Annotated in this window: 23 protein-coding genes; 8 read left to right on the top strand and 15 right to left on the bottom strand. The window is 71.9% G+C overall.

Going from position 1 to position 21481, the window contains the following annotated elements; genetic code table 11:
- Positions 1-46 precede the first annotated feature (46 nt).
- The gene (locus QZL85_RS01990) at positions 47-1759 is read left to right on the top strand and encodes a gamma-glutamyltransferase family protein (RefSeq protein ID WP_295573918.1); all 1713 of its coding nucleotides are present in this window, start codon (positions 47-49) and stop codon (positions 1757-1759) included.
- On the opposite strand, the gene QZL85_RS01985 is transcribed toward QZL85_RS01990, so the two are convergent.
- Both QZL85_RS01985 and QZL85_RS01980 read right to left on the bottom strand, forming a co-directional pair.
- Positions 1741-2418 carry an alpha/beta family hydrolase gene (locus QZL85_RS01985; protein ID WP_295572969.1) on the bottom strand — a complete coding sequence of 226 codons (678 nt, stop codon included), beginning with the start codon at positions 2416-2418 and terminating at the stop codon, positions 1741-1743. The genes QZL85_RS01990 and QZL85_RS01985 overlap by 19 nt on opposite strands.
- Positions 2415-3032 carry a general stress protein gene (locus QZL85_RS01980; RefSeq protein WP_295572963.1) on the bottom strand — a complete coding sequence of 206 codons (618 nt, stop codon included), beginning with the start codon at positions 3030-3032 and terminating at the stop codon, positions 2415-2417. The genes QZL85_RS01985 and QZL85_RS01980 overlap by 4 nt, the downstream gene beginning before the upstream one ends.
- Positions 3033-3100: 68 nt before the next feature.
- Between QZL85_RS01980 and QZL85_RS01975 the strand changes: the two genes are divergently transcribed.
- The 3 genes from QZL85_RS01975 to QZL85_RS01965 are packed head-to-tail and all read left to right on the top strand — an operon-like array spanning position 3101 to position 6074.
- The gene (locus QZL85_RS01975; RefSeq protein ID WP_295572961.1) at positions 3101-4405 is read left to right on the top strand and encodes a magnesium transporter MgtE N-terminal domain-containing protein; all 1305 of its coding nucleotides are present in this window, start codon (positions 3101-3103) and stop codon (positions 4403-4405) included.
- On the top strand, positions 4405-4935 hold the full coding sequence (locus QZL85_RS01970) for a DUF1003 domain-containing protein (protein ID WP_295572960.1): 531 nt from the start codon (positions 4405-4407) through the stop codon (positions 4933-4935). Before QZL85_RS01975 ends, QZL85_RS01970 begins: the two co-directional genes overlap by 1 nt.
- Positions 4932-6074 (top strand): Mrp/NBP35 family ATP-binding protein, encoded by a 1143-nt coding sequence (locus QZL85_RS01965; protein ID WP_295572957.1) that lies wholly within the window; start codon positions 4932-4934, stop codon positions 6072-6074. The genes QZL85_RS01970 and QZL85_RS01965 overlap by 4 nt, the downstream gene beginning before the upstream one ends.
- 22 nt (positions 6075-6096) lie before the next feature.
- Here QZL85_RS01965 and QZL85_RS01960 read toward each other — a convergent pair whose 3' ends face one another.
- The gene (locus QZL85_RS01960; protein ID WP_295572954.1) at positions 6097-6468 is read right to left on the bottom strand and encodes a Sec-independent protein translocase TatB; all 372 of its coding nucleotides are present in this window, start codon (positions 6466-6468) and stop codon (positions 6097-6099) included.
- A 72-nt stretch (positions 6469-6540) separates the two neighbouring features.
- On the opposite strand from QZL85_RS01960, the gene QZL85_RS01955 reads away from it, so the two are divergent.
- Positions 6541-7176 (top strand): O-methyltransferase, encoded by a 636-nt coding sequence (locus QZL85_RS01955; RefSeq protein ID WP_295572951.1) that lies wholly within the window; start codon positions 6541-6543, stop codon positions 7174-7176.
- Between the two features lie 66 nt (positions 7177-7242).
- Here the strand turns inward: QZL85_RS01955 and QZL85_RS01950 are convergent, their stop codons facing one another.
- The 3 genes from QZL85_RS01950 to dapE form a co-directional block, all read right to left on the bottom strand.
- Complete coding sequence (locus tag QZL85_RS01950) at positions 7243-7416, bottom strand: DUF3117 domain-containing protein (RefSeq protein WP_081782650.1); 174 nt, start codon at positions 7414-7416, stop codon at positions 7243-7245.
- Between the two features lie 96 nt (positions 7417-7512).
- Positions 7513-8727: a hypothetical protein gene (locus QZL85_RS01945; RefSeq protein WP_295572948.1), complete on the bottom strand. Its 1215-nt coding sequence runs from the start codon at positions 8725-8727 to the stop codon at positions 7513-7515.
- Positions 8709-9785, bottom strand: coding sequence for a succinyl-diaminopimelate desuccinylase (gene dapE / locus QZL85_RS01940; RefSeq protein ID WP_295572945.1), 1077 nt, complete (start codon positions 9783-9785; stop codon positions 8709-8711). Before dapE ends, QZL85_RS01945 begins: the two co-directional genes overlap by 19 nt.
- A gap of 57 nt (positions 9786-9842) precedes the next feature.
- Between dapE and dapD the strand changes: the two genes are divergently transcribed.
- Positions 9843-10787, top strand: a complete 945-nt coding sequence (dapD, locus tag QZL85_RS01935; RefSeq protein ID WP_295572942.1) for a 2,3,4,5-tetrahydropyridine-2,6-dicarboxylate N-succinyltransferase — start codon at positions 9843-9845, stop codon at positions 10785-10787.
- Between the two features lie 24 nt (positions 10788-10811).
- Entirely contained in the window at positions 10812-11624 is an 813-nt protein-coding gene (gene ppk2 / locus QZL85_RS01930; protein WP_295572940.1) for a polyphosphate kinase 2, read from the top strand.
- A 15-nt stretch (positions 11625-11639) separates the two neighbouring features.
- Here the strand turns inward: ppk2 and QZL85_RS01925 are convergent, their stop codons facing one another.
- From QZL85_RS01925 to QZL85_RS01890, 8 genes are all read right to left on the bottom strand, one after another.
- The gene (locus tag QZL85_RS01925; RefSeq protein ID WP_295572937.1) at positions 11640-12935 is read right to left on the bottom strand and encodes a citrate synthase; all 1296 of its coding nucleotides are present in this window, start codon (positions 12933-12935) and stop codon (positions 11640-11642) included.
- Between the two features lie 101 nt (positions 12936-13036).
- A complete protein-coding gene (dapC, locus tag QZL85_RS01920; RefSeq protein WP_295572934.1) occupies positions 13037-14158 on the bottom strand; it encodes a succinyldiaminopimelate transaminase in 1122 nt (373 codons plus the stop codon).
- A gap of 8 nt (positions 14159-14166) precedes the next feature.
- A complete protein-coding gene (fdxA, locus tag QZL85_RS01915) occupies positions 14167-14487 on the bottom strand; it encodes a ferredoxin (RefSeq protein WP_204963914.1) in 321 nt (106 codons plus the stop codon).
- A 10-nt stretch (positions 14488-14497) separates the two neighbouring features.
- A complete protein-coding gene (locus QZL85_RS01910; protein ID WP_295572931.1) occupies positions 14498-14893 on the bottom strand; it encodes a DUF6113 family protein in 396 nt (131 codons plus the stop codon).
- 20 nt (positions 14894-14913) lie between these two features.
- A complete protein-coding gene (locus tag QZL85_RS01905; protein ID WP_295572928.1) occupies positions 14914-15228 on the bottom strand; it encodes an AzlD domain-containing protein in 315 nt (104 codons plus the stop codon).
- Positions 15225-15962: an AzlC family ABC transporter permease gene (locus QZL85_RS01900; RefSeq protein ID WP_295572926.1), complete on the bottom strand. Its 738-nt coding sequence runs from the start codon at positions 15960-15962 to the stop codon at positions 15225-15227. The genes QZL85_RS01905 and QZL85_RS01900 overlap by 4 nt, the downstream gene beginning before the upstream one ends.
- Before the next feature lie 6 nt (positions 15963-15968).
- Complete coding sequence (typA, locus tag QZL85_RS01895; RefSeq protein ID WP_295572923.1) at positions 15969-17882, bottom strand: translational GTPase TypA; 1914 nt, start codon at positions 17880-17882, stop codon at positions 15969-15971.
- Positions 17883-17964: 82 nt separating this feature from the next.
- Positions 17965-19677 (bottom strand): ABC transporter ATP-binding protein, encoded by a 1713-nt coding sequence (locus QZL85_RS01890; protein ID WP_295572921.1) that lies wholly within the window; start codon positions 19675-19677, stop codon positions 17965-17967.
- Between the two features lie 29 nt (positions 19678-19706).
- On the opposite strand from QZL85_RS01890, the gene QZL85_RS01885 reads away from it, so the two are divergent.
- On the top strand, positions 19707-20312 hold the full coding sequence (locus QZL85_RS01885) for a PH domain-containing protein (RefSeq protein WP_295572918.1): 606 nt from the start codon (positions 19707-19709) through the stop codon (positions 20310-20312).
- Here QZL85_RS01885 and QZL85_RS01880 read toward each other — a convergent pair.
- On the bottom strand, positions 20303-21481 hold the full coding sequence (locus QZL85_RS01880; RefSeq protein ID WP_295572916.1) for an ABC transporter permease: 1179 nt from the start codon (positions 21479-21481) through the stop codon (positions 20303-20305). The genes QZL85_RS01885 and QZL85_RS01880 overlap by 10 nt on opposite strands.

The following is a 21481-nucleotide window of genomic DNA, read 5'->3' as shown; positions in this document are numbered from 1 at the left end:
GCCGCCGGCGTTCACGACGCGCCCGCAGCTGACCGGCACGTTCGGCATGGCGGCCTCGACGCACGCGACGGCGACGGCGGTCGCGCAGGCGGTGCTCGAGCGGGGCGGCAACGCGTTCGACGCGGTCGTGGCGGGCGGCTTCGTCCTGCACATCGTCGAGCCGCACCTCAACGGCCCGGGCGGCGACCTCGTCGGCCTCTTCCAGGCCGCCGGCGGACCCGCGACGGTGCTCGCCGGGCAGGGGCCGGCGCCCGCCGGCGCGACGATCGCGCACCTCCGCGCGGAGGGCCTCGACCTCGTTCCGGGTGCCGGGGGACTGGCCGCCGCCGTGCCGGGCGCCGTGGACGCGTGGCTCCTGCTCCTCCGCGACCACGGCACGTGGGAGCTGGCCGACGTCCTCGACTATGCGATCGGCTACGCGCGGGGCGGGCACCCGCTCCTCGCGTCCGCCGCCCTCACGATCGGCCGGGTCGAGGACCTCTTCCGTGACGCGTGGCCCTCGTCGGCGGCCCTGTGGATGCCGGACGGCGACGTGCCGGCCGCGGGCACGCTCGTGCGCAACCCCGCCTACGCCGCCGTGCTGGACGGCCTCGTGGCGGCCGGCGCCGGCGCGCCCACCCGCGCGGAGCGGATCGACGCGGCGCGCACCGAATGGAAGACCGGCCTCGTGGCGCGCGCGTCCGCGGACTTCCTCTCCCGCCCGCACCGGCACGCGACGGGCACCGACCACGCCGGTGTCATCACGGCGGCGGACTTCACGGCGTTCGACGCCGGCTACGAGGAGCCGATGACCGTGCCGTTCCGCGGCCACACCGTCGCGAAGGCCGGCGCCTGGAGTCAGGGCCCGGCGCTGTTGGAGGCGCTGCGCATCCTCGAGCCCTTCGACGACGCGCACCTCGACCCGCAGACCCCGCTCGGCGCGCACACGATCATCGAGACGCTCAAGCTCGTGCTCGCCGACCGGGACGCGTACTTCGGCGACGGGGCCGATGTCGCACCGCTCCTGACCGCGGAGTACGCGGCGGAGCGCCGTGCCGAGATCGGCGCCACGGCCTCCCGCGCATGGCGACCCGGATCGCTCGCCGACCGAACGCCGTTCCGCCCGCCGCTGCGGGTCGACACGGCGGCGCCGGTGGCCGGCACCGGAGAGCCGACCGTGAGCCGCACGGGCCGGACGCGCGGCGACACGTGCCACATCGACGTCGTCGACCGCTGGGGCAACATCGTCTCGGTGACCCCGTCCGGCGGCTGGCTGCAGTCCTCGCCGACGATCCCGGAGCTGGGCTTCTGCCTCGGCACGCGACTGCAGATGTGCTGGCTCGACGAGGCGGCGCCCGCGGCCCTGCGCCCGGGCGTCCGCCCCCGCACGACCCTCAGTCCCACGCTCGTGCTCCGGGGCGGGGCCGCCGTCTTCGCGATGGGGACGCCGGGCGGCGACCAGCAGGATCAGTGGCAGCTGCCGATGCTGCTGCGGATGCTCGCGGGGGGCTACTCCGCGCAGGAGGCCGTCGACGCCCCGACCCTGCACACGACGGCGCTCATCGACTCGTTCTGGCCGCGGACGTGGACGCCGGCGGGCGTCGTCGCCGAGGCGCGCCTGGGCGCCGACGTCATCGCGGACCTCCGCGCCCGCGGGCACGAGGTGACGGCAGCGGGCGACTGGTCGCTCGGGCGCCTGTCGGCCGTCGGCATCGACGGCGACACGGTGTGGGCCGCCGCGAACCCGCGCGGGATGCAGGGCTACGCGGCCGGGCGCTGAATCACGCCGCGCATCCACTCCGCCAGGAGGGGGGCGAGACCCGCGCCGACCTCGTCGGCAGGGCGCTTGGCTCCCTTGATCTCGAACGAGTGGCCGCCGCCGGTGATCCAGGCGATCTCGGCGTCCTGGCAGGACTGCACGGCCTCCTCCAGCTGCGCGAGCGGGTGGATGAAGGGGTCGCCTGTGCCCGCGACGAAGAGCTGCGGCGCCACGACGTGCGGGAGGTGCGCCGTGCGGGCCTTGTCCGGCTCCCCCGGCGGGTGCAGCGGGTAGCCGAGGTAGACGAGCCCGGCCGGACCGATCATGGCGGCCGCGGCCGCCATCGACGCCATCCGTCCCCCGTAGGACTTGCCGGCGGCGAAGTGCGCGAGGCCGGGGGCGCGCCGTCCGAGGTCCGCCATGACGGCGCCCCACGTCGCGATCGCGTGCGGCGCGGGTCCCGGCATCCGCCGACCCGCCTCCAGGTAGGGGAAGTTGAACCGCAGCGTCGCGATGCCGGCCGCCGCGAGGCCGCCGGCGAGGCCGACGAGGAACGGGTGATCCATCCCGGCGCCGGCGCCGTGGGCCACCGCGACCGCCGCCCAGGGCTCGTCCGGGGTGTCGAACGCGGCCGAGACCTCGACGTCCCCGGCGGGCAGCGCGACGCGGATGCCGCTCATGGTCGGGCGTCGAGAGGAGGCTCTGGTTCGGAACCGGGGTCCGGCGCCGGGTCGACCCGCTCGCCGTAGCGCGGGGGCTCGGTCGGGGTGACGTGCGGCGGCGCCGCGGGCGGGATGACCGCCGTGCCGGCGACCGGCGCCGGCGGTGCCGGCGCGGGCGCCGCGCCGCGGCCCGACGCCTCGCGGGCCTTCTGCAGACTCCGCGGCAGGACCGTCACCTCGTAGTGGTCGGCGATGACCTGCGTGACTGAGGTGTAGTCGCGGCGGCGGCGGAGGATCGAGTAGCTGATGATGCTCATCAGCATCCCGATCGCGATGCCCACGAGCATGACGCCGATGAAGAGCTGGATGACGGCGCTCGGGTTTCCGAGCACGAAGATCGCGGAGAACAGCAGACCGAGCAGGATGCCGTTGATCGCGCCCGTGCGCGCCGCGGCGGCGTAGCCGAGCCGGCCCGTGATCGTCTCGACCGAGCGCAGACCACGCCCCACGATCGCGATGTCCTTCGCGGGGATCTCGGCCTCGATGAGCTTCGACACCGCCTTCTGGGCGCCCTCGTAGGAGGGGTAGTCCGCGATCGTCTCGCCGTGCTGCTGCGGGGTTCCGCCCATCATGCTCACGGGGTACATCTTGTCACGCGCCCCGCCCGTGCTCACCGGGTAGGGCGGTCTACGCTGGACAGGTGAGTACGCAGAGGGTTTTCGTGGCGCGCCTGACCGGCTGCACCGTCTTCGACCCCGCGGGCGACCGGCTCGGCAAGGTCCGCGACGTCGTGGTGATCTACCGACGGGACGATCCGCCGCGCGTCGTCGGGCTCGTCGTCGAGATCCCCGGCCGGCGGCACGTGTTCCTCTCGATCGGACGGGTCACCTCGATCGCCACGGGCCAGGTCATCACGACCGGTCTCATCAACGTGCGCCGGTTCCAGCAGCGCGGCGGCGAGGTGCGGGTCATGTCCGAGCTGCTCGGGCGCCGCGTCTACTTCACCGACGGATCCGGCGAGGCCGTCATCGAGGACGTCGGGATCGAGCGCGACCGCCTGGGCGAGTGGGACATCGGCCAGCTGTTCCTGCGCAAGCCCAAGACGAGCGCCTCCCCCTTCGCGAAGGGCCCCACCACGTTCGCCGCATGGTCGGACGTCCGCGAGAGCCAGGTGCCCGGCGAGGCGCAGTCCGCCGAGCAGCTCGTCGCGACCTACTCCGAGCTCAAGCCCGCCGACCTCGCCAACACGCTGCTGGACCTCCCCGACGAGCGCCTGCTCGAAGTCGCCGAGGAGCTGTCCGACGACCGTCTGGCCGACGCCCTCGAGGAGATGCCCGAGGACGAGCAGGTCCACATCCTCGAGGCACTCGGCGAGGAGCGGGCGGCCGACATCCTCGACGCCATGGAGCCCGACGACGCCGCCGACGTGCTCGCCCAGCTCACCGAGGAGCAGCGCGAGGAGCTTCTCGAGCTCATGGAGCCCGAAGAGGCGGAGGATGTCCGCGCCCTCCTGAAGTACGCACCGGAGACCGCCGGCGGCCTCATGACGAGCGAGCCCATCGTGCTCTCCGCCGACGCCACGGTCGCCGAGGCGCTCGCCCTCATCCGCCGGCACGAGCTGCATCCCGCCCTGGCCGCCGCCGTCTTCGTCACGCTCCCGCCCTACGAGACGCCCACGGGGCGCCTGCTCGGCACGGTGCACTTCCAGAAGATGCTGCGCTATCCCCCGCACGAGCGCCTCGGCGCCATCATCGACGACACGCTCGACGCGGTGCCCTCGACGGCGTCCGCCGCGGAAGTGGCGCGCCTGCTCGCGAGCTACAACCTCGTCTCGGTGCCGGTCGTCGACCCCGCGCACCGCCTCGTCGGCGCGGTCAGCGTCGACGACGTGCTGGACTACCTGCTGCCCGAGGACTGGCGTTCGCACGACGGTGATGACGACGGCCGCGTCCCGGTGACGACGTCGCCGGCCAAGGCGACGCCGACGAAGACGAGGAGGCGCTGATGGCACGCAACACCCGCCAGGTGTCGCTCGACGCGCCCCGCGGACGCACCGGGATGCTGACGAGGTCCTCGCAGCCCTCCCGCGACCGTTTCGGGCGCTTCTCGGAGGCGTTCGCCCGCGGGATGGGCACGTCGGGATTCCTCATCGGGATGACGGTCTTCGTCCTGGTGTGGCTCGCGTGGAACGTCCTCATGCCGCGGGCGTACCAGTTCGACCCCGCCGAGACGAACTTCACGCTGCTGACCCTCATCCTCTCGCTGCAGGCCTCCTACGCCGCGCCCCTCATCCTCCTCGCGCAGAACCGCCAGGACGACCGCGACCGCGTGCAGATCGAGCAGGACCGCCAGCGCGCCGAGCGCAACCTCGCCGACACGGAGTACCTGGCCCGCGAGGTCGTGGCGCTGCGCATGGGTCTCAGCGACCTCACGAACGAGCTCGTCACGAAGGACACCCTGCGGCAGGAGCTGCGGAGCCTGCTCGAGCAGCTCGACGCCCGCGACGCGGCGACGGAACGCCCCGAACGCTCATGACGGCGTCCGGCGACGCCGTCCGGCGCGCGGTGGCCGCGGTGATCGACCCGGAGCTGCGGCGTCCGCTCGGCGACCTCGACATGATCCGCGGCGTCGCCGTCACCGGCGCCCTCGCGCGCGTCGAGGTCGCGCTGACGATCGTCGGCTGCCCGGCCTCGGACCGGATCGAGCGCGACGTGCACGCCGCAGCGGCCGCGGTGCCCGGGATCGACGCCGTCGAGGTGACCCTGGGCGTCATGACCCCGGCCGAGCGCGCCGCGCTCACGGAGCGCCTGCGCGGCGGCCGCGCGGCACGGGAGATGCCGTTCGGCCCGGAATCCCTGACCCGCGTCCTCGCGGTCACGAGCGGCAAGGGCGGCGTCGGCAAGTCGACCCTCACCGCGAACCTCGCCGTCGCCCTCGCGGCGCGCGGGCTCGCGGTCGGCCTCATCGACGCCGACCTGCACGGCTTCTCGATCCCCGCCCTCCTCGGCCTCGTCGACGCCGAGGGGCGGCCCCCGCAGCCCACGCGCATCGACGACCTCATGCTCCCGCCGGTGGCCTACGGCGTGAAGACGATCTCGATCGGGATGTTCCTGCCGCGCGACGCGGCGCCCGGCGCCGTCGCGTGGCGCGGTCCCATGCTGCACCGCACGGTGAACCAGTTCCTCACGGACGTCTTCTTCGGCGACCTCGACATCCTCCTGCTGGACATGCCGCCCGGCACGGGTGATGTGGCCATCTCGGTGGGTCAGCTGCTCCCGCACGCCGACGTCCTCGTCGTAACGACACCGCAGGCCGCGGCCGCCGATGTCGCCGTGCGGAGCGGTCTCGTCGCCCGTCAGACCGGACAGCGCGTCGTGGGGGTCGTGGAGAACATGGCCGCCCTGACACTTCCGGACGGCTCGCGCCTGGAGCTCTTCGGCTCCGGCGGCGGGGATGCCGTCGCCGCGGCGCTGTCGGCGGATGCCGCGGCGGTGCCGCTGCTGGGGTCGGTGCCCCTCAGCCCCGCCCTGCGGGCCGGCGGCGACGCCGGGCGCCCCGTCGTCATCGCCGACCCCGACGACCCGGCGGCCCGGGAGATCGCCCGCATCGCGGCGATGATCGCCACGATGCCGCGGGGGCTCGCGGGTCGACCGCTGCCGGTCGCACCCCGCTGATCAGGCGCCGATCAGGCGCCGATCAGGTCGCTTCGGTGTCGAACGGCACGTCCGCGGGGTCGCCGGTCGGCGTCCGCAGCGGGGCCGTGCCCACGATCGCGGCGCCGGCGCTGACGGCCTTCACGGTCGCGACGGGTGCGTCCTCGAGGAGGGCGTCGCGGATGATGCGTCGCGGGTCGTACTGCCGCGGGTCGAGCTTGCGCCATTCGACGTCGTCGAAGTCCTCGCCCATCTCCTCCTTGACCCGCGACTTCGCGCCCTGCAGCCATTCCCGCACGCGCATCGTCAGCCGCGCGAGGGCCTCGGCGTAGCGCGGGAGCCGCTCGGGACCCACCAGGAGCGCGGCGACGACCAGGATGAGGAGGAACTTCTCCCAGTCGAGCCCGAAGAACATGCGTCCAGGTTACCCGTGCGCCTCTCGGTCCGAGCGCCGCGGGAGCCATAGGCTGAACGCGGAGGTCCAGGCATGGCCGAGAACGACGCGATCCGCAGGTTCGCCGAAGAGGCGACGATCGAACCCGACGCGATCGGGCGGGCGCGCGCGCACGCCCTCGAGATCGGCGCCGACCCCATCAGCGCACCCGTCGGCGCTCAGATCGCCGTCATCGCGGCGGCGACGAACGCCCTGAACATCGTCGAGATCGGGACCGGCGGCGGGGTGTCCGGGCTCTGGCTCCTGCACGGCTCGCCGCGTGCGACCCTCACGACGATCGACAAGGAGCCCGAGCATCTGGCGCTGGCGCGAGCTGCCTTCGCCGACGCGAAGATCGCCGCGGCCCGCGCACGGTTCATCACCGGTCGCGCGGCGGATGTCCTCCCGCGCATGAACGAGGCGTCCTACGACATCGTCCTGGTCGACGCCGACGCGGACGGGGTCATCGAGTACGTCGAGCACGGCCTGCGGCTCGTGCGTGCCGGCGGCACCGTGCTGGTCCCCCGTGTCCTGGCCGGCGGCGCCGTCGCCGATCCGGTGAAGCGCGATGCGCTCACGAGCGCCTATCGCTCGCTCATCCAGGAGACGCAGTCCTCGCCTGCGGTCCTCGGCGCGCTCTCGATCGTCGGCGAGGGTCTCCTCCAGCTGACGACCACGACGCCGCGCTGACCGCGAGAGCGGCCCCCTAACGACGAAACGGCCGGTCCGAGGACCGACCGTTTCGTGCGGATTCTGTCAGACGGCTCCGACGACGCCACCCAGCACGCCATGGAGCTCCCGGGCCTCTTCGTCGTTCACCGACACGACCAGACGCCCGCCGCCTTCGAGCGGGACGCGCACGATGATGAGGCGTCCCTCCTTCACGGCCTCCATCGGTCCGTCACCGGTTCGCGGCTTCATGGCTGCCATTGCGGCTCCCTTTCGTCGTAGGACTACCCACCCAAGTTTAGCCGGTATGCCGGACCCCGGCCGCGCACGGTACCCGGGGAGCGTCTCCGCCGCCCGTCACGGGATCTGGTAATACGTGTTCCCGAGCGCCAGCATGTTGTAGATCCACCACCACTGTCCCGCGACGCCGAGCGTCAGCATCGCGACCCGCCACGCGAGCGATCGCGGGGCGGCGAGGGCGCCGTACAGCGGCGCGAGCGGCAGGAGCAGCCGGAAGAGGCTCGACTGCGGGAAGAACACCGCGAGCAGGTAGAGCAGGTACGCGGCCGACCACAGCCGGACCTCGACCCCGAGCCGGCGCACCTGCGGGGAGAACAGCAACGCGGCCGCCACCGCGACGACGCATGCCGCAAGTGCGATCCATCCCCACCATTCCGGCATGCCCCACAGCCGGAACCAGAGCGCGGAGGCCTGGACGAAGCCGTCGAAGGGCAGGAACGGCGCCTCCGGATCCCCCGTCCAGCTGCGGCGCCAGGACAGTTCGGTCTCCAGGTACGCGCCCGGCTCCCCCGTGGCGATGCCCGCGATCACCTGCCAGGACAAGCCCACGCCGGCGGCGAGGAGACCCAGGGCGACGATGTGCACGATCTCTCGGACGGGGAGCGGGTCGTGCCGGCGCCGCACCCACCGCACGATCCCGTAGAGGGCGAGCAGGAGCGCGAACGCGAGCACACCGGGGCGGGTGTATCCCATCAGCGGAATGAGCAGGTAGAGCCAGCCGAAGCGGCGCCGTTGCAGGAGGCGGAGAGCGAGGAGCAGCCAGAGCAGGAAGAGCGACTCGGCGTACCCCATCTGGAAGAGGGCCGCGAGCGGCCCGGTGGCGAAGAGGACGACGGCCCACATCGCGGCGGGCCCGTCGAGGCGGTCGCGGAGAAGCGCGTGCAGTGCGAGGCAGGAGAGGTAGCCGGCGACGAGGGCGAGGGCGACGGCCGCGATCGGATAGCCGGTGAGGAGGCCGAGGGTGCGAACCAGCACGGGGTACAGCGGCATGAACGCCCACGCGTTCTCCGCGACCGCGCCGGAGTCGCCGCGCGGCAGCTCGGTCGGGTAGCCACCGGTGCCGACGAGCCAGTACCACTGCGCATCCCAGCCCATCGAGAGGGAACCCACCGTCGCATCCGCCCCGAAGCGCGACGTCGGTCCGGACAGCTCCGCGGCGAGGACGAGGAAGAGGGTCGTCAGCGCACGGGCCGCGAGGTAGACGATCGCGATGCGCAGCGCGGCCGGGAGCCTCCCGGCGGGGGGCGACGCCGTCAGGGCGCCGTCAGCCACGCCCGGAGACCCCGCTCGACGTCCTCGATCTGCGCGAGCGGCACGCGCTCCTGATCGTGGTGGGCGAGGTGCGGATCGCCCGGTCCGTAGTTGACGGCGGGCACGCCCATCGCGGAGAACCGTGCGACGTCGGTCCAGCCGTACTTCGGGCGCGGCTCGGCGCCCACGGCGGCCACGAACTCCTGTGCGAGAGGCGCGTCCAGGCCCGGGCGGGCGCCGACGGCGAGGTCGGTGATCTCGACGTCGAAACCGGCGAACACGTCGCGAACGTGCTGCTCGGCCTCCGCGCCGCTGCGGCTCGGGGCGAACCGGTAGTTCACCTCCACCTCGCACAGGTCCGGGATGACGTTGCCGGCTACGCCGCCGGAGATGCGCACGGCGTTCAGGCCCTCGCGGTACACGAGGCCCTCGACCTCCACCTCGCGCGGCCGGTACTCTGCGAGCCGGGTGAGGACGGGGGCGGCCTTGTGGATGGCGTTCTCGCCGATCCACGCGCGGGCACTGTGCGAGCGGACCCCCTGCGTGCGCACGAGGGCACGGAGGTTCCCGTTGCAGCCGCCTTCCACCTGGCCGTTCGACGGCTCGCCGAGGATCGCGAAGTCGCCCGCGAACAGGTCGGGACGCGTCCGCGCGAGGCGCGTCAGGCCGTTGAGGTCCGCATCCACCTCCTCATGGTCATACCACATCCAGGTGAGGTCGACACGGGGCGCCGCGAGCTCGGCGGCGAGCTTCAGCTGCACGGCGACGCCCGCCTTCATGTCGACGGTGCCGCGGCCCCAGAGGTACGCCGTCCCGTCCTCCTCCACGTCGCGGGTCGGGACGTTGGCGTTGATCGGGACGGTGTCGATATGACCGGCGATCACGACCCGCTGAGCCCTGCCCAGATGCGTGCGCGCGACGATCGTGTCGCCGTCGCGGAAGACCTCGAGGTGTCCGAGCGCGCTGACGGCCTCGAAGATCGCGTCGGCGAGGACGGTCTCCTCCCCCGAGACGCTCGGGATGTCGCAGATCGTGCGGGTGAGGTCGACGGACGAGGCGGTGAGGTCGAGCCGGGGCATGGCGTCGAGTCTACCGAGCGCGCCGGGCGCCGCCCCTCGGGCCGATACCCTGGAGGGATGAGCGACGAGCGATGGGTGTGGGGCGCAGGACTGGCGACGATCGGTGCGAACGGCACCGTGCTGGACACGTGGTTCCCCGAGCCCGCCGCCGGTCGCGCGCCCGACGACGTCGACACGGCGGACCTCGCCGCCCTCGCGGGGCCGGACGAGCGCCGGGGCGTGGTCACCGAGGTCGTCCTCGTGGAGATCGACCTCGACGCCGCCCCCGCGGGCACGAGCGACGCCTACCTGCGGCTGCACGCCCTGTCGCACCTCCTCGTGCAGCCCAACGACCTGAACCTCGACGGGATCTTCGGACACCTGCCCAACATCGCGTGGACGAATGCCGGTCCCGTGCACCCGGAGGATGCCGCACGCCTGCGCCCGCAGCTGCAGCGCGCCGGCATCCAGGTGCAGGGGCTGGACAAGTTCCCGCGCCTCACCGACTACGTCACGCCCCCGGGCGTCCGCATCGCGGACGCGTCGCGCGTGCGCCTGGGCGCCTACCTCTCCCCCGGCACGACCGTCATGCACGAGGGCTTCGTCAACTTCAACGCCGGGACGCTCGGCGCGTCGATGGTCGAGGGGCGCATCTCGCAGGGCGTCGTCGTCGGCGACGGCAGCGACATCGGCGGCGGCGCGTCGATCATGGGGACCCTGTCCGGCGGCGGCGCGCACCGCGTGTCCATCGGCGCGCGGACGCTCCTGGGAGCGAACGCGGGCATCGGCATCTCGCTCGGCGACGACTGCGTCGTGGAGGCCGGGCTGTACGTCACGGCCGGCACGAAGATCGTGCTGAGCGCCGAGGCGCCGCTGCACGACGGCTCCCGGCCCGTGGTCAAGGGTGCCCAGCTGTCGGGGCAGAACGGTCTGCTGTTCCGTCGGAACTCGCTGACCGGCGCCGTCGAGGCCGTCCGGCGCCAGGGCGTGGGCGTCACGCTCAACGAGGCCCTCCACGCCTGAGCCCGCCCGCCCTATGCTCGGGGCATGACCGGACGCCTGCCCAAGCGACTCTACGAGGCGGAGCTGGCGCGCCTGCAGGCCCGGCTCGTCGACATGCAGGCGTGGGTGCAGGACACCGGCGCGCGCATCGTCGTGATCTTCGAAGGACGCGACGCCGCCGGCAAGGGGTCGACGATCAGCCGCGTCGCGCAGTACCTCAACCCCCGCGTCACCCGGATCGTCGCGCTTCCGACGCCGACCGAGCGCGAGCGCACGCAGTGGTACTTCCAGCGCTACATCGCCCATCTCCCCGCGGCCGGCGAGATCGTGCTGATGGACCGGTCCTGGTACAACCGGGCCGGCGTCGAGCGCGTCATGGGGTTCTGCACCGACGCCGAATACCACCGGTTCCTGCACCAGGCGCCGCTGTTCGAGCGGATGCTCGTCGAGGACGGCATCCTGCTGCTGAAGTACTGGTTCAGCGTGTCGGACGTCGAGCAGGAGCGCCGGTTCCGCTCACGCAACGACGATCCGATGCGCCGGTGGAAGCTCAGCCCCAACGACGTCCTGTCCATCACGAAATGGGAGGACTACTCGCGCGCGAAGGATGCCATGTTCATCCACACCGACATCCCCGAGGCGCCGTGGCACGAGGTCGACAACGAGGACAAGCGGCGCGGGCGGATCAACATGATCACCCATCTGCTCGCCCAGATCCCCTATCGGGAGGTCACGCGGGCCCCGATCGACATCCCGCCGCGACCGGAGCCGCACGGCTACGTCAGGCCGCCCATCGAGCTGTCGGACTACGTCCCCGACCGTGCGGCGCGCCTGCAGGACGGCGCCGCGGCGGACTGAGTCGGCCGTGCGCGATCAGCTCGCGCCGGGGTAGTCCCGGGCGGGCGCGCCGACGTACAGCTGCTGCGGCCGGCCGATCTTCGTCTGCGGGTCGTACTGCATCTCGCGCCAGTGCGCGAGCCAGCCCGGAAGACGGCCGATCGCGAAGAGCACCGTGAACATCCGGGTGGGGAAGCCCATCGCCTTGTAGATGACGCCGGTGTAGAAGTCGACGTTCGGGTACAGCCGGCGCTCCTTGAAGTAGTCGTCGCTGAGCGCGAGCTCCTCGAGCTCCTTCGCGAGGTCCAGCAGCGGGTCGTTCACCCCGAGCGCCTCGAGCACCTCGTCGGCGGATTCCTTCACGAGCTTGGCGCGCGGGTCGTAGTTCTTGTAGACGCGGTGGCCGAAGCCCATGAGCTTGACCCCGTCCTCCTTGTTCTTGACCCGCTCGACGAAGCGCTGGACGCTCTCGCCCGAGTCGCGGATCCGCGCGAGCATGTCGAGGACGGCCTCGTTGGCGCCGCCGTGCAGCGGTCCGTACAGCGCGTTGATGCCGGCCGAGACGGAGGAGAACTGGTTCGCGCCGGTGGACCCGACGAGCCGCACCGTCGAGGTCGAGGCGTTCTGCTCGTGGTCCTCGTGCAGGATGAGGAGGCGCTCGAGCGCGCGGGACATGACGGGGTCGACCTCGTACGGCTCGGCGAGGACGCCGAAGTTGAGCTTGAGGAAGTTGTCCACGAAGCTCATCGAGTTGTCCGGGTACAGGAAGGCCTGTCCGATGCTCTTCTTGTGCGCGTACGCCGCGATGACCGGCAGCTTCGCGAGCAGCCGGATGGTGTTCAGCTCGACGTGCTCGGGGTTGTTCGGGTCGGACTGGCCCTCGTAGTAGGTCGAGAGGGCGGCGGTCGCGGCGGAGAGCATCGACATGGGGTGCGCGGTGTGCGGCAGCGCCGAGAAGAACCGCTTCAGGTCCTCGTGCAGCAGCGTGTGACGACGGATCTTCTCGTCGAACTCGCCCAGCTGGTCGGCCGTCGGCAGTTCGCCGTACAGCAGCAGCCACGCGATCTCAAGGTAGGTCGAGTTCTTCGCGAGCTGCTCGATCGGGTACCCGCGGTAGCGCAGGATCCCCTGGTCGCCGTCGATGTAGGTGATCGCGGACTTCGTGGCGGAGGTGTTGACGAACCCGTAGTCGAGGGTCGTGTGCCCGGTCTGCTTCGTGAAGGTGGAGAAGTCGACGCTCGGGACACCCGCGGTACCCGGCAGGACCGGCAGCTGCGCGGTCCGGTCACCGACGGTGACGGTGGCCATCTGAGGGGTGTCCGCGTCGCTCACGCAGCCTCCTTGGATCGTCCGATGGGGTTCTTTACAGCCTAGTCCGCCTGCGGGCCTACTCCGTTCGGCGCCAAAGGAACCTCGATTGCGTAGTGGATGTCCTACGAATCCTGCGGGCGTGCCGCGCGCAGCCGCGACGCCGCCGCCGCGATCCGCTCGTCGCTCGCCGTGAGCGAGAAGCGCACGTGCTGCGGGAAGTGCGCGCCGTAGAAGTGGCCGGGGCCGGCGAGGATGCCGAGCTCGGCGAGGCGCCCCATGGTCGTCCAGGCATCCTCCCCCGCCGTGGCCCACAGGTAGAGCCCGCCCTCGCTGTGGTCGACGCGCAGACCCGCCGCCTCCACAGCGGGTCGCAGCACGGCGCGACGGGCGCGGTAGAGCTCCTTCTGCGCCGCGACGTGCGCGTCATCGCCGAGCGCGACCGTCATGGCCTCCTGCACGGGCGCCGGCAGCATGAGGCCGAGGTGCTTCCGGGCGGTCAGGAGGCGCGCGACCACGTCGCGGTCGCCGGCGAGGAACGCGGCGCGATAGCCGGCCAGGTTCGACTGCTTGCTGAGCGAGTACACCGACAGGATGCCGGTGGCATCGCCCTCCGTGACGCGCGGATCGAGGGCGCTGGGGACGGCGGTGCTCGCCCACTCCCCCTCCCAGCCGAGTTCGGCGTAGCACTCGTCGGAGGCGAGCACGGCGCCGAGCTCCCGCGCCCGGCGGACGGCGGCCCGGAGCTCCTGGACGCCGAGGACCCGGCCGTCCGGGTTGCCGGGCGAGTTGATCCACACGAGGCGCGTGCCGGCGGGCCATTCGGCGGGGTCGTCGCTCGCGAGGGGGACGGCCCCCACGAGGCGCGCCCCGACCTCGTAGGTCGGATAGGCGGCCCGGGGGTGCACGACGACGTCGCCGGCACCGACCCCGAGGAGGAGGGGCAGCAGCGCGACGAGCTCCTTCGAACCGACGGTGGGGAGGATCTGGTCGACGCTCAGTCCCGTGACGCCGCGGCGCCGGGCGTACCAGGCGGCGATCGCCTCACGCAGAGCCGGCGTGCCGACGGTCTGCGGATAGGCGTGCGCGTCGGTGGCGGCGCGGAGGGCGTCCGCGACGACGGCGGGTGTCGGGTCGACGGGCGAGCCGATGGAGAGGTCGACGATCCCGTCCGGGTGCGAGCGCGCCGCGGCGGCGTAGGGGGCGACGGCATCCCACGGGTAGTCGGCGAGATCGCTGACGGCCACGGCGGGGCTCAGTGACTCTGCGGAGGCAGTGCGGAGATCACGGGGTGATCCTTCGCGATGACGCCGACCTTGGCGGCGCCGCCCGGCGAGCCGATGTCCTCGAAGAACTCGACGTTCGCGGTGTAGTAGTCCTGCCACTCGTCCGGCAGGTCGTCCTCGTAGTAGATCGCCTCGACGGGGCACACGGGCTCGCAGGCTCCGCAGTCGACGCACTCGTCGGGGTGGATGTACAGCGACCGTTCGCCTTCGTAGATGCAGTCGACGGGACACTCGTCGATGCAGGCTCGGTCCTTCACATCCACGCACGGGAGGGCGATCACATACGTCACGTCGACCAGTCTAGTTCGTGGTCGAGGGGCGGGCCGTCGACGGCCACGCGACGACGATCGCGACGACGATGGGCACGGCCAGGCTCCAGATGATGCCGGTGGAGAGCTGCCCGTCCTCGGGCGCCGGGACGACGACCGAACCCCCGGGACCGCGTCCGGAGAAGATGAGCGTCGCGAGCATCGCGCCGAGGCCCGTCGCCAGCGCCGCCCAGCGGTCCGAGGTCAGCAGGCGCACCGCGAGGACGAGCGCGCCGGTGCCGAGCAGGGCGACGAGGAGCCCGACCGGGAGGACGCCCCAGTGCGCGGCCTGTCCGACCGTGCCGGCGACGCCGTACACGACGCCGATGAGGAGGGCGACGACCCATGTCCCCACGCGCGCCACCGAAAAACCCACCGCCGTTCCCACCGGGCCAGTCTAGGCGGCGCTCAGGCCGCCCATCCCCACAGCCGCAGGAGCGCCGCGACCCCCGCGGCGGCGACCACGACGACGAGGAACGGCGCGCGCAGCAGAAGGAGGCCGGCGGCAGCCAGCAGCGCGGGGACGCGGGCATCGACGACGACGTCCTGGCCCGCGCCGAGCGTCTGCACGGCCACGAGTGCCGCGAGGAGCGCGACCGTGAGCAGGTCGGTGATCCGCGAGGGCGTCGGCGCCTCGAACCAGCGCGGCGGGATGAGGTAGCCGAGCGTCTTCAGCGCGACGCAGACGATGGCCGCCACCAGGACGGCGTTCCACAGGGTCACGGCAGTCCCTCCCGCTCCGGCACATCGTCCGGCTCGGGGGCGGGTCGCTCCCCCGCACCCAGCCAGTTCGTCCAGCCGACGAGGGCGGCGACCACGGCGGCGACGAGCACGGGGAGTCCGGGCATGAGGACCGGCGTGAGACTCGTGGCGACGACGGCCGCCGCGATCCCGACGGCGATCGCCTGGCGGCGGCGCAGGCGCGGCCACAGCAGCGCGAGGAAGGCCGCCGCGGCGGCGGCATCCAATCCGTACGCGCGGACGTCGCCCAGCACGTCGCCCAGCAGCGCGCCGGCGAGCGTCGAGAGGTTCCAGCCCAGGTAGATGCCGATGCCGGTGACCCAGAACCCGATCCGCCGGGCATGGAGCGACTCCTGCGCGAGCGAGACCGCCGTGGATTCGTCGATCGTGAACTGCGCGGCGGCCGCGCGCCGCCAGAAGCCCTCCCCGACGACCGGCGACATCCGGAGTCCGTAGGCGACATTGCGGACGCCGAGGAGACCCGCGGACGCGATCGCCGCGGGCACGGCCGCGAGGCCGCCCGCGCCGATCACGCCGACGAACGCGAACTGCGAGCCGCCCGTGAACATCAGGAGGCTCAGGACGCCGGTCTGCCAGACATCGAGTCCGGAGGCCACCGCGAGCGCGCCGAACGACACGCCGTACGCGCTCGTGGCGAGCGCGACGCCGAGGCCGTCACGCCACGCGCGCCGTGCCTCGTCGTGTTCGTCGGGCATGCCCGATCAGGCGTTCGCGTCCTGGCGCTTCAGGCGCGCGGTCGCGCGGGCGCGCTCGGTCGCGTCGAGGTTCACCTTGCGGATGCGCACGATCTCCGGCGTCACCTCGACGCATTCGTCGTCGCGGGCGAACTCGAGGCTCTCCTCGAGGGACAGCTGGCGCGGGGGCGTCATCGACTCGAAGGAGTCCGAGGTCGAAGAGCGCATGTTGGTGAGCTTCTTCTCCTTCGTGATGTTGACGTCCATGTCGTCGGCGCGGGAGTTCTCGCCGATGACCATGCCCTCGTAGACCTCCTGCGTGGGCTGCACGAAGAACGACATGCGCTCCTGCAGGGCGATGATCGCGAACGGCGTCACGACGCCCGTGCGGTCGGCGACGATCGAGCCGTTCTGACGCGTCACGATGTGACCGGCCCACGGCTCGTAGCCGTGCGAGATCGCGTTGGCGATGCCGGTGCCGCGGGTCGTGGTCAGGAACTCGGTGCGGAAGCCGATGAGTCCGCGGGAGGGGACGACGAACTCCATGCGCACCCAGCCGGTGCCGTGGTTCGTCATGTTCTCCATGCGGCCCTTGCGCGCCGCGAGGAGCTGCGTGATGGCGCCGAGGTACTCCTCGGGAGCGTCGATCGTGAGGTGCTCGAACGGCTCGTACGTCTTGCCGTCGACCTTCTTCGTGACGACCTGGGGCTTGCCGACGGTCAGCTCGAAGCCTTCGCGACGCATGTTCTCGACGAGGATCGCGAGCGCGAGCTCGCCGCGGCCCTGCACCTCCCACGCGTCCGGACGCCCGATGTCGACGACCTTGAGCGAGACGTTTCCGATGAGCTCGCGGTCCAGACGGTCCTTGACCATGCGCGCCGTGAGCTTGTGGCCCTTCACCTTGCCGACGAGCGGCGACGTGTTCGTCCCGATCGTCATGGAGATGGCCGGGTCGTCGACCGTGATGGCCGGGAGGGGGCGGATGTCGTCGGGGTCGGCGATCGTCTCGCCGATCGTGATGTCCTCGAAGCCGGCGATCGCGACGATGTCGCCGGGGCCGGCGCTCTCGGCCGGGTAGCGGTCGAGCGCGCGGGTCTTCAGCAGCTCGGTGATGCGGGCGTTGCTCGTGGTGCCGTCCGCGCGCACCCAGGCCACGGTCTGGCCCTTCTTCAGCGTGCCGTTGAAGACGCGCAGCAGCGCGAGGCGACCGAGGAACGGCGAGGAGTCGAGGTTCGTGACCCATGCCTGCAGCGGGGCCTCGTCGTCGTAGGCGGGGGCCGGGACGTGCTGCAGGATGGCCGCGAAGAGCGGCTCGAGGTCGTCGTTGTCGGGCAGCGTGCCGTTCTCCGGTCGGTTGCCCGACGCGGCGCCGGCACGGCCGGACGCGTAGACCACGGGGACGTCGAGCAGCGCGTCGACGTCGAGGTCGGGCACGTCGTCGACGAGGTCGGAGGCGAGGCCCAGGAGCAGGTCGTGCGCCTCCTCCTCGACCTCCGCGATGCGGGCGTCGGGGCGGTCGGTCTTGTTGACCAGCAGGATGACGGGGAGCTTGGCCTCGAGCGCCTTGCGGAGCACGAAACGCGTCTGCGGCAGCGGACCCTCGCTCGCGTCGACGAGCAGGACGACGCCGTCGACCATCGACAGGCCGCGCTCGACCTCGCCGCCGAAGTCGGCGTGGCCGGGCGTGTCGATCACGTTGATCGTGACGGGGCCGTCGGTCGCGTGGACGCCGGAGTAGGTGATCGCCGTGTTCTTGGCGAGGATCGTGATGCCCTTTTCGCGCTCGAGGTCGTTCGAGTCCATCGCGCGCTCCTCCATGTGCTCGTGCGAGCCGAAGGAGCCGGTCTGGCGCAGCATGGCGTCCACCAGGGTCGTCTTGCCGTGGTCGACGTGCGCCACGATTGCGACGTTGCGGAGGTCCGGACGGAGGGCATGCGCCATGAAGATGTTCCTAAGCAGAATGGGGGTGCGCCGGGATGCCGACGGTCCATTCTACTCGGCGATGCTGAAACCGCCGTCAGCGCTACTTCTGTGCGGCGAGCAGGGCCGCCCGTGCTTCGCGGCGCACGCGCTGCTCGGCGGGGTCGGGCACCGGCACGGCGGCGATGAGACGCTGCGTGTACGGGTCCTTCGGGTTGCGGAGGATCTGCTCCTTCGTGCCCTGCTCGACGATCTTGCCGTGCTGCATGACGGCGATCCGGTCGGCCAGCAGATCGACGACCGCGAGGTCGTGGGTCACGAACAGCGTCGCGAACTGCTTCTCCTTCTGGATGTTCTGCAGCAGCTCGAGCACGCGCGCCTGCACCGACACGTCCAGGGCGCTCGTCGGCTCGTCGGCCACGAGCACCGTCGGGTCCAGGGCCAGCGCGCGGGCGATGCCGATGCGCTGACGCTGACCGCCGGACAGCTCGTGCGGGTAGCGGTTGCGGAAGTCGCGCGGAAGCTCGACGAGGTCGAGGAGCTCCTCGACGCGGCGGCTGATCTCCTTGTGGTCGTGACCGGCGAGCTCGAGCGGCTCCCCGATCGAGATGCCGACGGGCCAGCGGGGGTTCAGCGACGAGCCCGGGTCCTGGAAGACGATGCCGAGCTTGCGCCGCACGGCGCGCAGCTGCTTGGCATCCACCCCCACCATCTCCTGGCCGGCGACGCGGAGCGTGCCCTCCGCGATCGGGACGAGACCCACGATCGCGCGGGCGATCGTGGTCTTGCCCGAGCCGGATTCGCCGACGAGGCCGAGCACCTCGCCGGGCTGGATCTTCAGCGACGCGCCCTCGACGGCGCGGAAGGCGGCGACGCGGCCGCGCTTGGGGTACTCGATCGAGACGTTGTCCAAGAACAGCGCCGCCGTCGCGTCGTCGCTGATGCGGTCTTCGCCGGGGGTCGCCTCGCCGAGGCCGAGGTGCGGCACCGAGGCCATGAGCGCACGGGTGTACGGGTGCTCGGCGGATCCGAAGATGCGCTCCACGGGGCCGTGCTCGACGACGTCGCCGTCCTTCATGACCATGACGTCGTCGGCCATGTCGGCGACGACGCCCATGTCGTGCGTGATGAGGATGATGGCGGAGTCGAGCTTCTGGTGGAGGTTGCGCAGCAGGTCGAGGATCTCCGCCTGGACCGTGACGTCGAGCGCCGTCGTCGGCTCGTCGGCGATGAGGACGCGCGGGTCGAGCGCGATCGACTGGGCGATCATGGCGCGCTGGCGCTGGCCGCCGGACAGCTGGTGCGGGTAGGAGTTGTAGGCCTTCGCCGGGTCGGGCATCTCGACGAGGCGCAGCATCTCGATCGAGCGCTCCTTCGCCTCCTTGCGGGTCATGCCCGGGCGGTGCGTGAGCAGGGTCTCGGAGATCTGGAAGCCGATCGTGTAGACCGGGTTCAGCGCCGTCATCGGCTCCTGGAAGATGGCCGCGATGCCCTCGCCGCGCACCTTGCGCAGCGACTCGGGCGAGGCGTTGACGAGCTCGCGGCCGCCGAAGGTCGCGCTGCCGCTGACGCGGGCGTTCTTCGGGAGGAGGCCCATGATCGCCATGGAGCTCGTCGACTTGCCCGAGCCCGACTCGCCCACGATGGCGAGCACTTCGCCCGGCATCAGGTCGTAGGTCACGTGCTTGGCGGCGGCGGCCCACTGGTCGCCGACCCAGAACTCGACGCCGAGGTCCTTGACCGACAGCACCGGTCCGCCGGTGGCTGCCGGGGTGCCGTGTGCGCGGCCCTTGTGTGCGCGCTCGCTGGTGCTCATGAGGAGATCTCCCGTGTCAGGATGGGCGCATGCCCCACCCGGTTCGTTTCCGTCCGCGCGGCGGTGTCATCCTCGCCGCGATCGCGATCGTCATCTGCGCCGTGGCGCTCGTCTCCCTCGCCGTCACCGACGGCATCGAGGGTGTGCTGCAGTGGGGCTGGCCCATCGTCGCCTTCGCGTGGCTCGCGTGGCTGCTGTACATCCGGCCGAGCGTCGAGGTGACGGAGGCCTTCGTCGAGATCCGGAATCTCTTCCGGACCCATCGGGTGCCGTGGGGCGACGTCGCCGCCGTCGAATCGCGCTACGCGCTGACCGTGGAGACGGCGGGCGGCTCCCGCATCCGGGCGTGGGCTGCTCCCGCACCCGGTGCGCGACGTGCTCTGAGCACTCGCCGCGAAGAGGTCTCCCGCACGCCGGGCGACAGCGACACGCGCGGTCCGTCGGATGCCGAGGGCACCGACTCCGGCGATGCGGCCGCACTCGTGCGTCGCGCCCTCGAGGAGCATCGTCGCAGCGGCGGCGTCGATCTGCCCGGCGGGACGGCCACCACGTGGGACGTCGTGACGCTCGGCGTCACGCTGGCCCTGCTCGCGGCGGCCGGCTACAGCCTCGTCCAGGCCTCGCTTCACGGCTGACCGCCCTTCCCGGCGCCGACCGAGTCGTCGCCGTCGACGACGACGCCCTCGGTGTCATCGGAGCTCGTGGGACCGTCGACGACGTGCACGGCCTGCACCGACGGGATCGCGGCCAGCGCCTTCGCGGCGCGGCGGCTGCTGATCTTCGACTGCTGACGCGGGTCGAATGCGTCCCGCAGACCGTCGCCGATGAAGTTGATGCAGAGGGCCAGCGCGATGATGAACATGCCCGGCCACCAGAACAGCCACGGCCGCGTCCGGAACGCCTCGCGGTACTCCGAGATGATCTGGCCGAGCGAGACGTCCGGGTAGCTGATGCCGAAGCCGATGAAGCTCAGCGCCGCCTCCGTCAGCACCGCGGCGCTCATCAGCAGCGTCGTGTTGACGATGATGATGCCGACGGCGTTGGGCAGGATGTGGCGGAAGATGATCCGCCCGTCGCCGGCGCCGGCGACCCGGGCGGCATCCACGAACTCCCGCTCCCGGAGGGAGAGGAACTCACCGCGAACGAGGCGGGCGAGACCCGTCCAGCTCAGGATGCCGAGGAACAGTCCGAAGACCACGGCGCTGTTGCCGCCGAGGAGGCGGCCGATGATCGAGCCGAGGACGATGATCGGGATGATGATGACGACGTCGGTGAAGCGCATGATCAGCGCGTCGATCCAGCCGCGGAAGAAGCCGGACAGCGCGCCGAGCAGGACGCCGAGCACGAGCGAGACGATGCCGACGAGGAACATGACGGTGATCGACTGCTGCGTGCCGCGCATGACCTGCGCGAACACGTCCTTGCCGAGGGTGTCCTGGCCGAACGGGTGCTCGCCGATGTTGAACGGGAACAGCGTCAGTGTCGGCTGACCGCCGTTGACCACCGGGTAGGCGGTGAACCAGTCCAGCGGCCACCAGCCGGGGATCCGCCAGCCGTTGACGCTCAGGGTGCCGTCGGCGCTGGCCTGGAGCGCGCCGGTCCCGCCGACGACGACGCCGACCGAGGTGAACGCGAGCAGGATGACGGCGACGAGGACGACGAGGGCGACCATCGCGCCCTTGTGCCGGAAGAACCGGCGGCGGACGAGCTGCCCCTGGCTGAGGCCGGCGATCGCCTTCTGCTCGAGCGACTGCTCGGAGCCGCGGTCCTGCGGGGCGTCGGAGGGAAGTGGTGTCGTGGACAT

It is taken from the genome of uncultured Microbacterium sp. (assembly GCF_900078385.1).
Lineage (GTDB): Bacteria > Actinomycetota > Actinomycetes > Actinomycetales > Microbacteriaceae > Microbacterium.
This window is presented reverse-complemented; position numbering and strand designations above follow the sequence as displayed.

Coding starts and splice junctions, on each gene's coding strand:
- QZL85_RS01990 (WP_295573918.1), top strand. CDS start 47: ATGGCGGCCTCGACGCACGCGACGGCGACGGCGGTCGCGCAGGCGGTG.
- QZL85_RS01985 (WP_295572969.1), bottom strand. CDS start 2,418: ATGAGCGGCATCCGCGTCGCGCTGCCCGCCGGGGACGTCGAGGTCTCG.
- QZL85_RS01980 (WP_295572963.1), bottom strand. CDS start 3,032: ATGATGGGCGGAACCCCGCAGCAGCACGGCGAGACGATCGCGGACTAC.
- QZL85_RS01970 (WP_295572960.1), top strand. CDS start 4,405: ATGGCACGCAACACCCGCCAGGTGTCGCTCGACGCGCCCCGCGGACGC.
- QZL85_RS01965 (WP_295572957.1), top strand. CDS start 4,932: ATGACGGCGTCCGGCGACGCCGTCCGGCGCGCGGTGGCCGCGGTGATC.
- QZL85_RS01960 (WP_295572954.1), bottom strand. CDS start 6,468: ATGTTCTTCGGGCTCGACTGGGAGAAGTTCCTCCTCATCCTGGTCGTC.
- QZL85_RS01955 (WP_295572951.1), top strand. CDS start 6,541: ATGGCCGAGAACGACGCGATCCGCAGGTTCGCCGAAGAGGCGACGATC.
- QZL85_RS01950 (WP_081782650.1), bottom strand. CDS start 7,416: ATGGCAGCCATGAAGCCGCGAACCGGTGACGGACCGATGGAGGCCGTG.
- dapE (WP_295572945.1), bottom strand. CDS start 9,785: ATGCCCCGGCTCGACCTCACCGCCTCGTCCGTCGACCTCACCCGCACG.
- dapD (WP_295572942.1), top strand. CDS start 9,843: ATGAGCGACGAGCGATGGGTGTGGGGCGCAGGACTGGCGACGATCGGT.
- ppk2 (WP_295572940.1), top strand. CDS start 10,812: ATGACCGGACGCCTGCCCAAGCGACTCTACGAGGCGGAGCTGGCGCGC.
- QZL85_RS01900 (WP_295572926.1), bottom strand. CDS start 15,962: ATGCCCGACGAACACGACGAGGCACGGCGCGCGTGGCGTGACGGCCTC.
- typA (WP_295572923.1), bottom strand. CDS start 17,882: ATGGCGCATGCCCTCCGTCCGGACCTCCGCAACGTCGCAATCGTGGCG.
- QZL85_RS01890 (WP_295572921.1), bottom strand. CDS start 19,677: ATGAGCACCAGCGAGCGCGCACACAAGGGCCGCGCACACGGCACCCCG.
- QZL85_RS01885 (WP_295572918.1), top strand. CDS start 19,707: ATGCCCCACCCGGTTCGTTTCCGTCCGCGCGGCGGTGTCATCCTCGCC.
- QZL85_RS01880 (WP_295572916.1), bottom strand. CDS start 21,481: ATGTCCACGACACCACTTCCCTCCGACGCCCCGCAGGACCGCGGCTCC.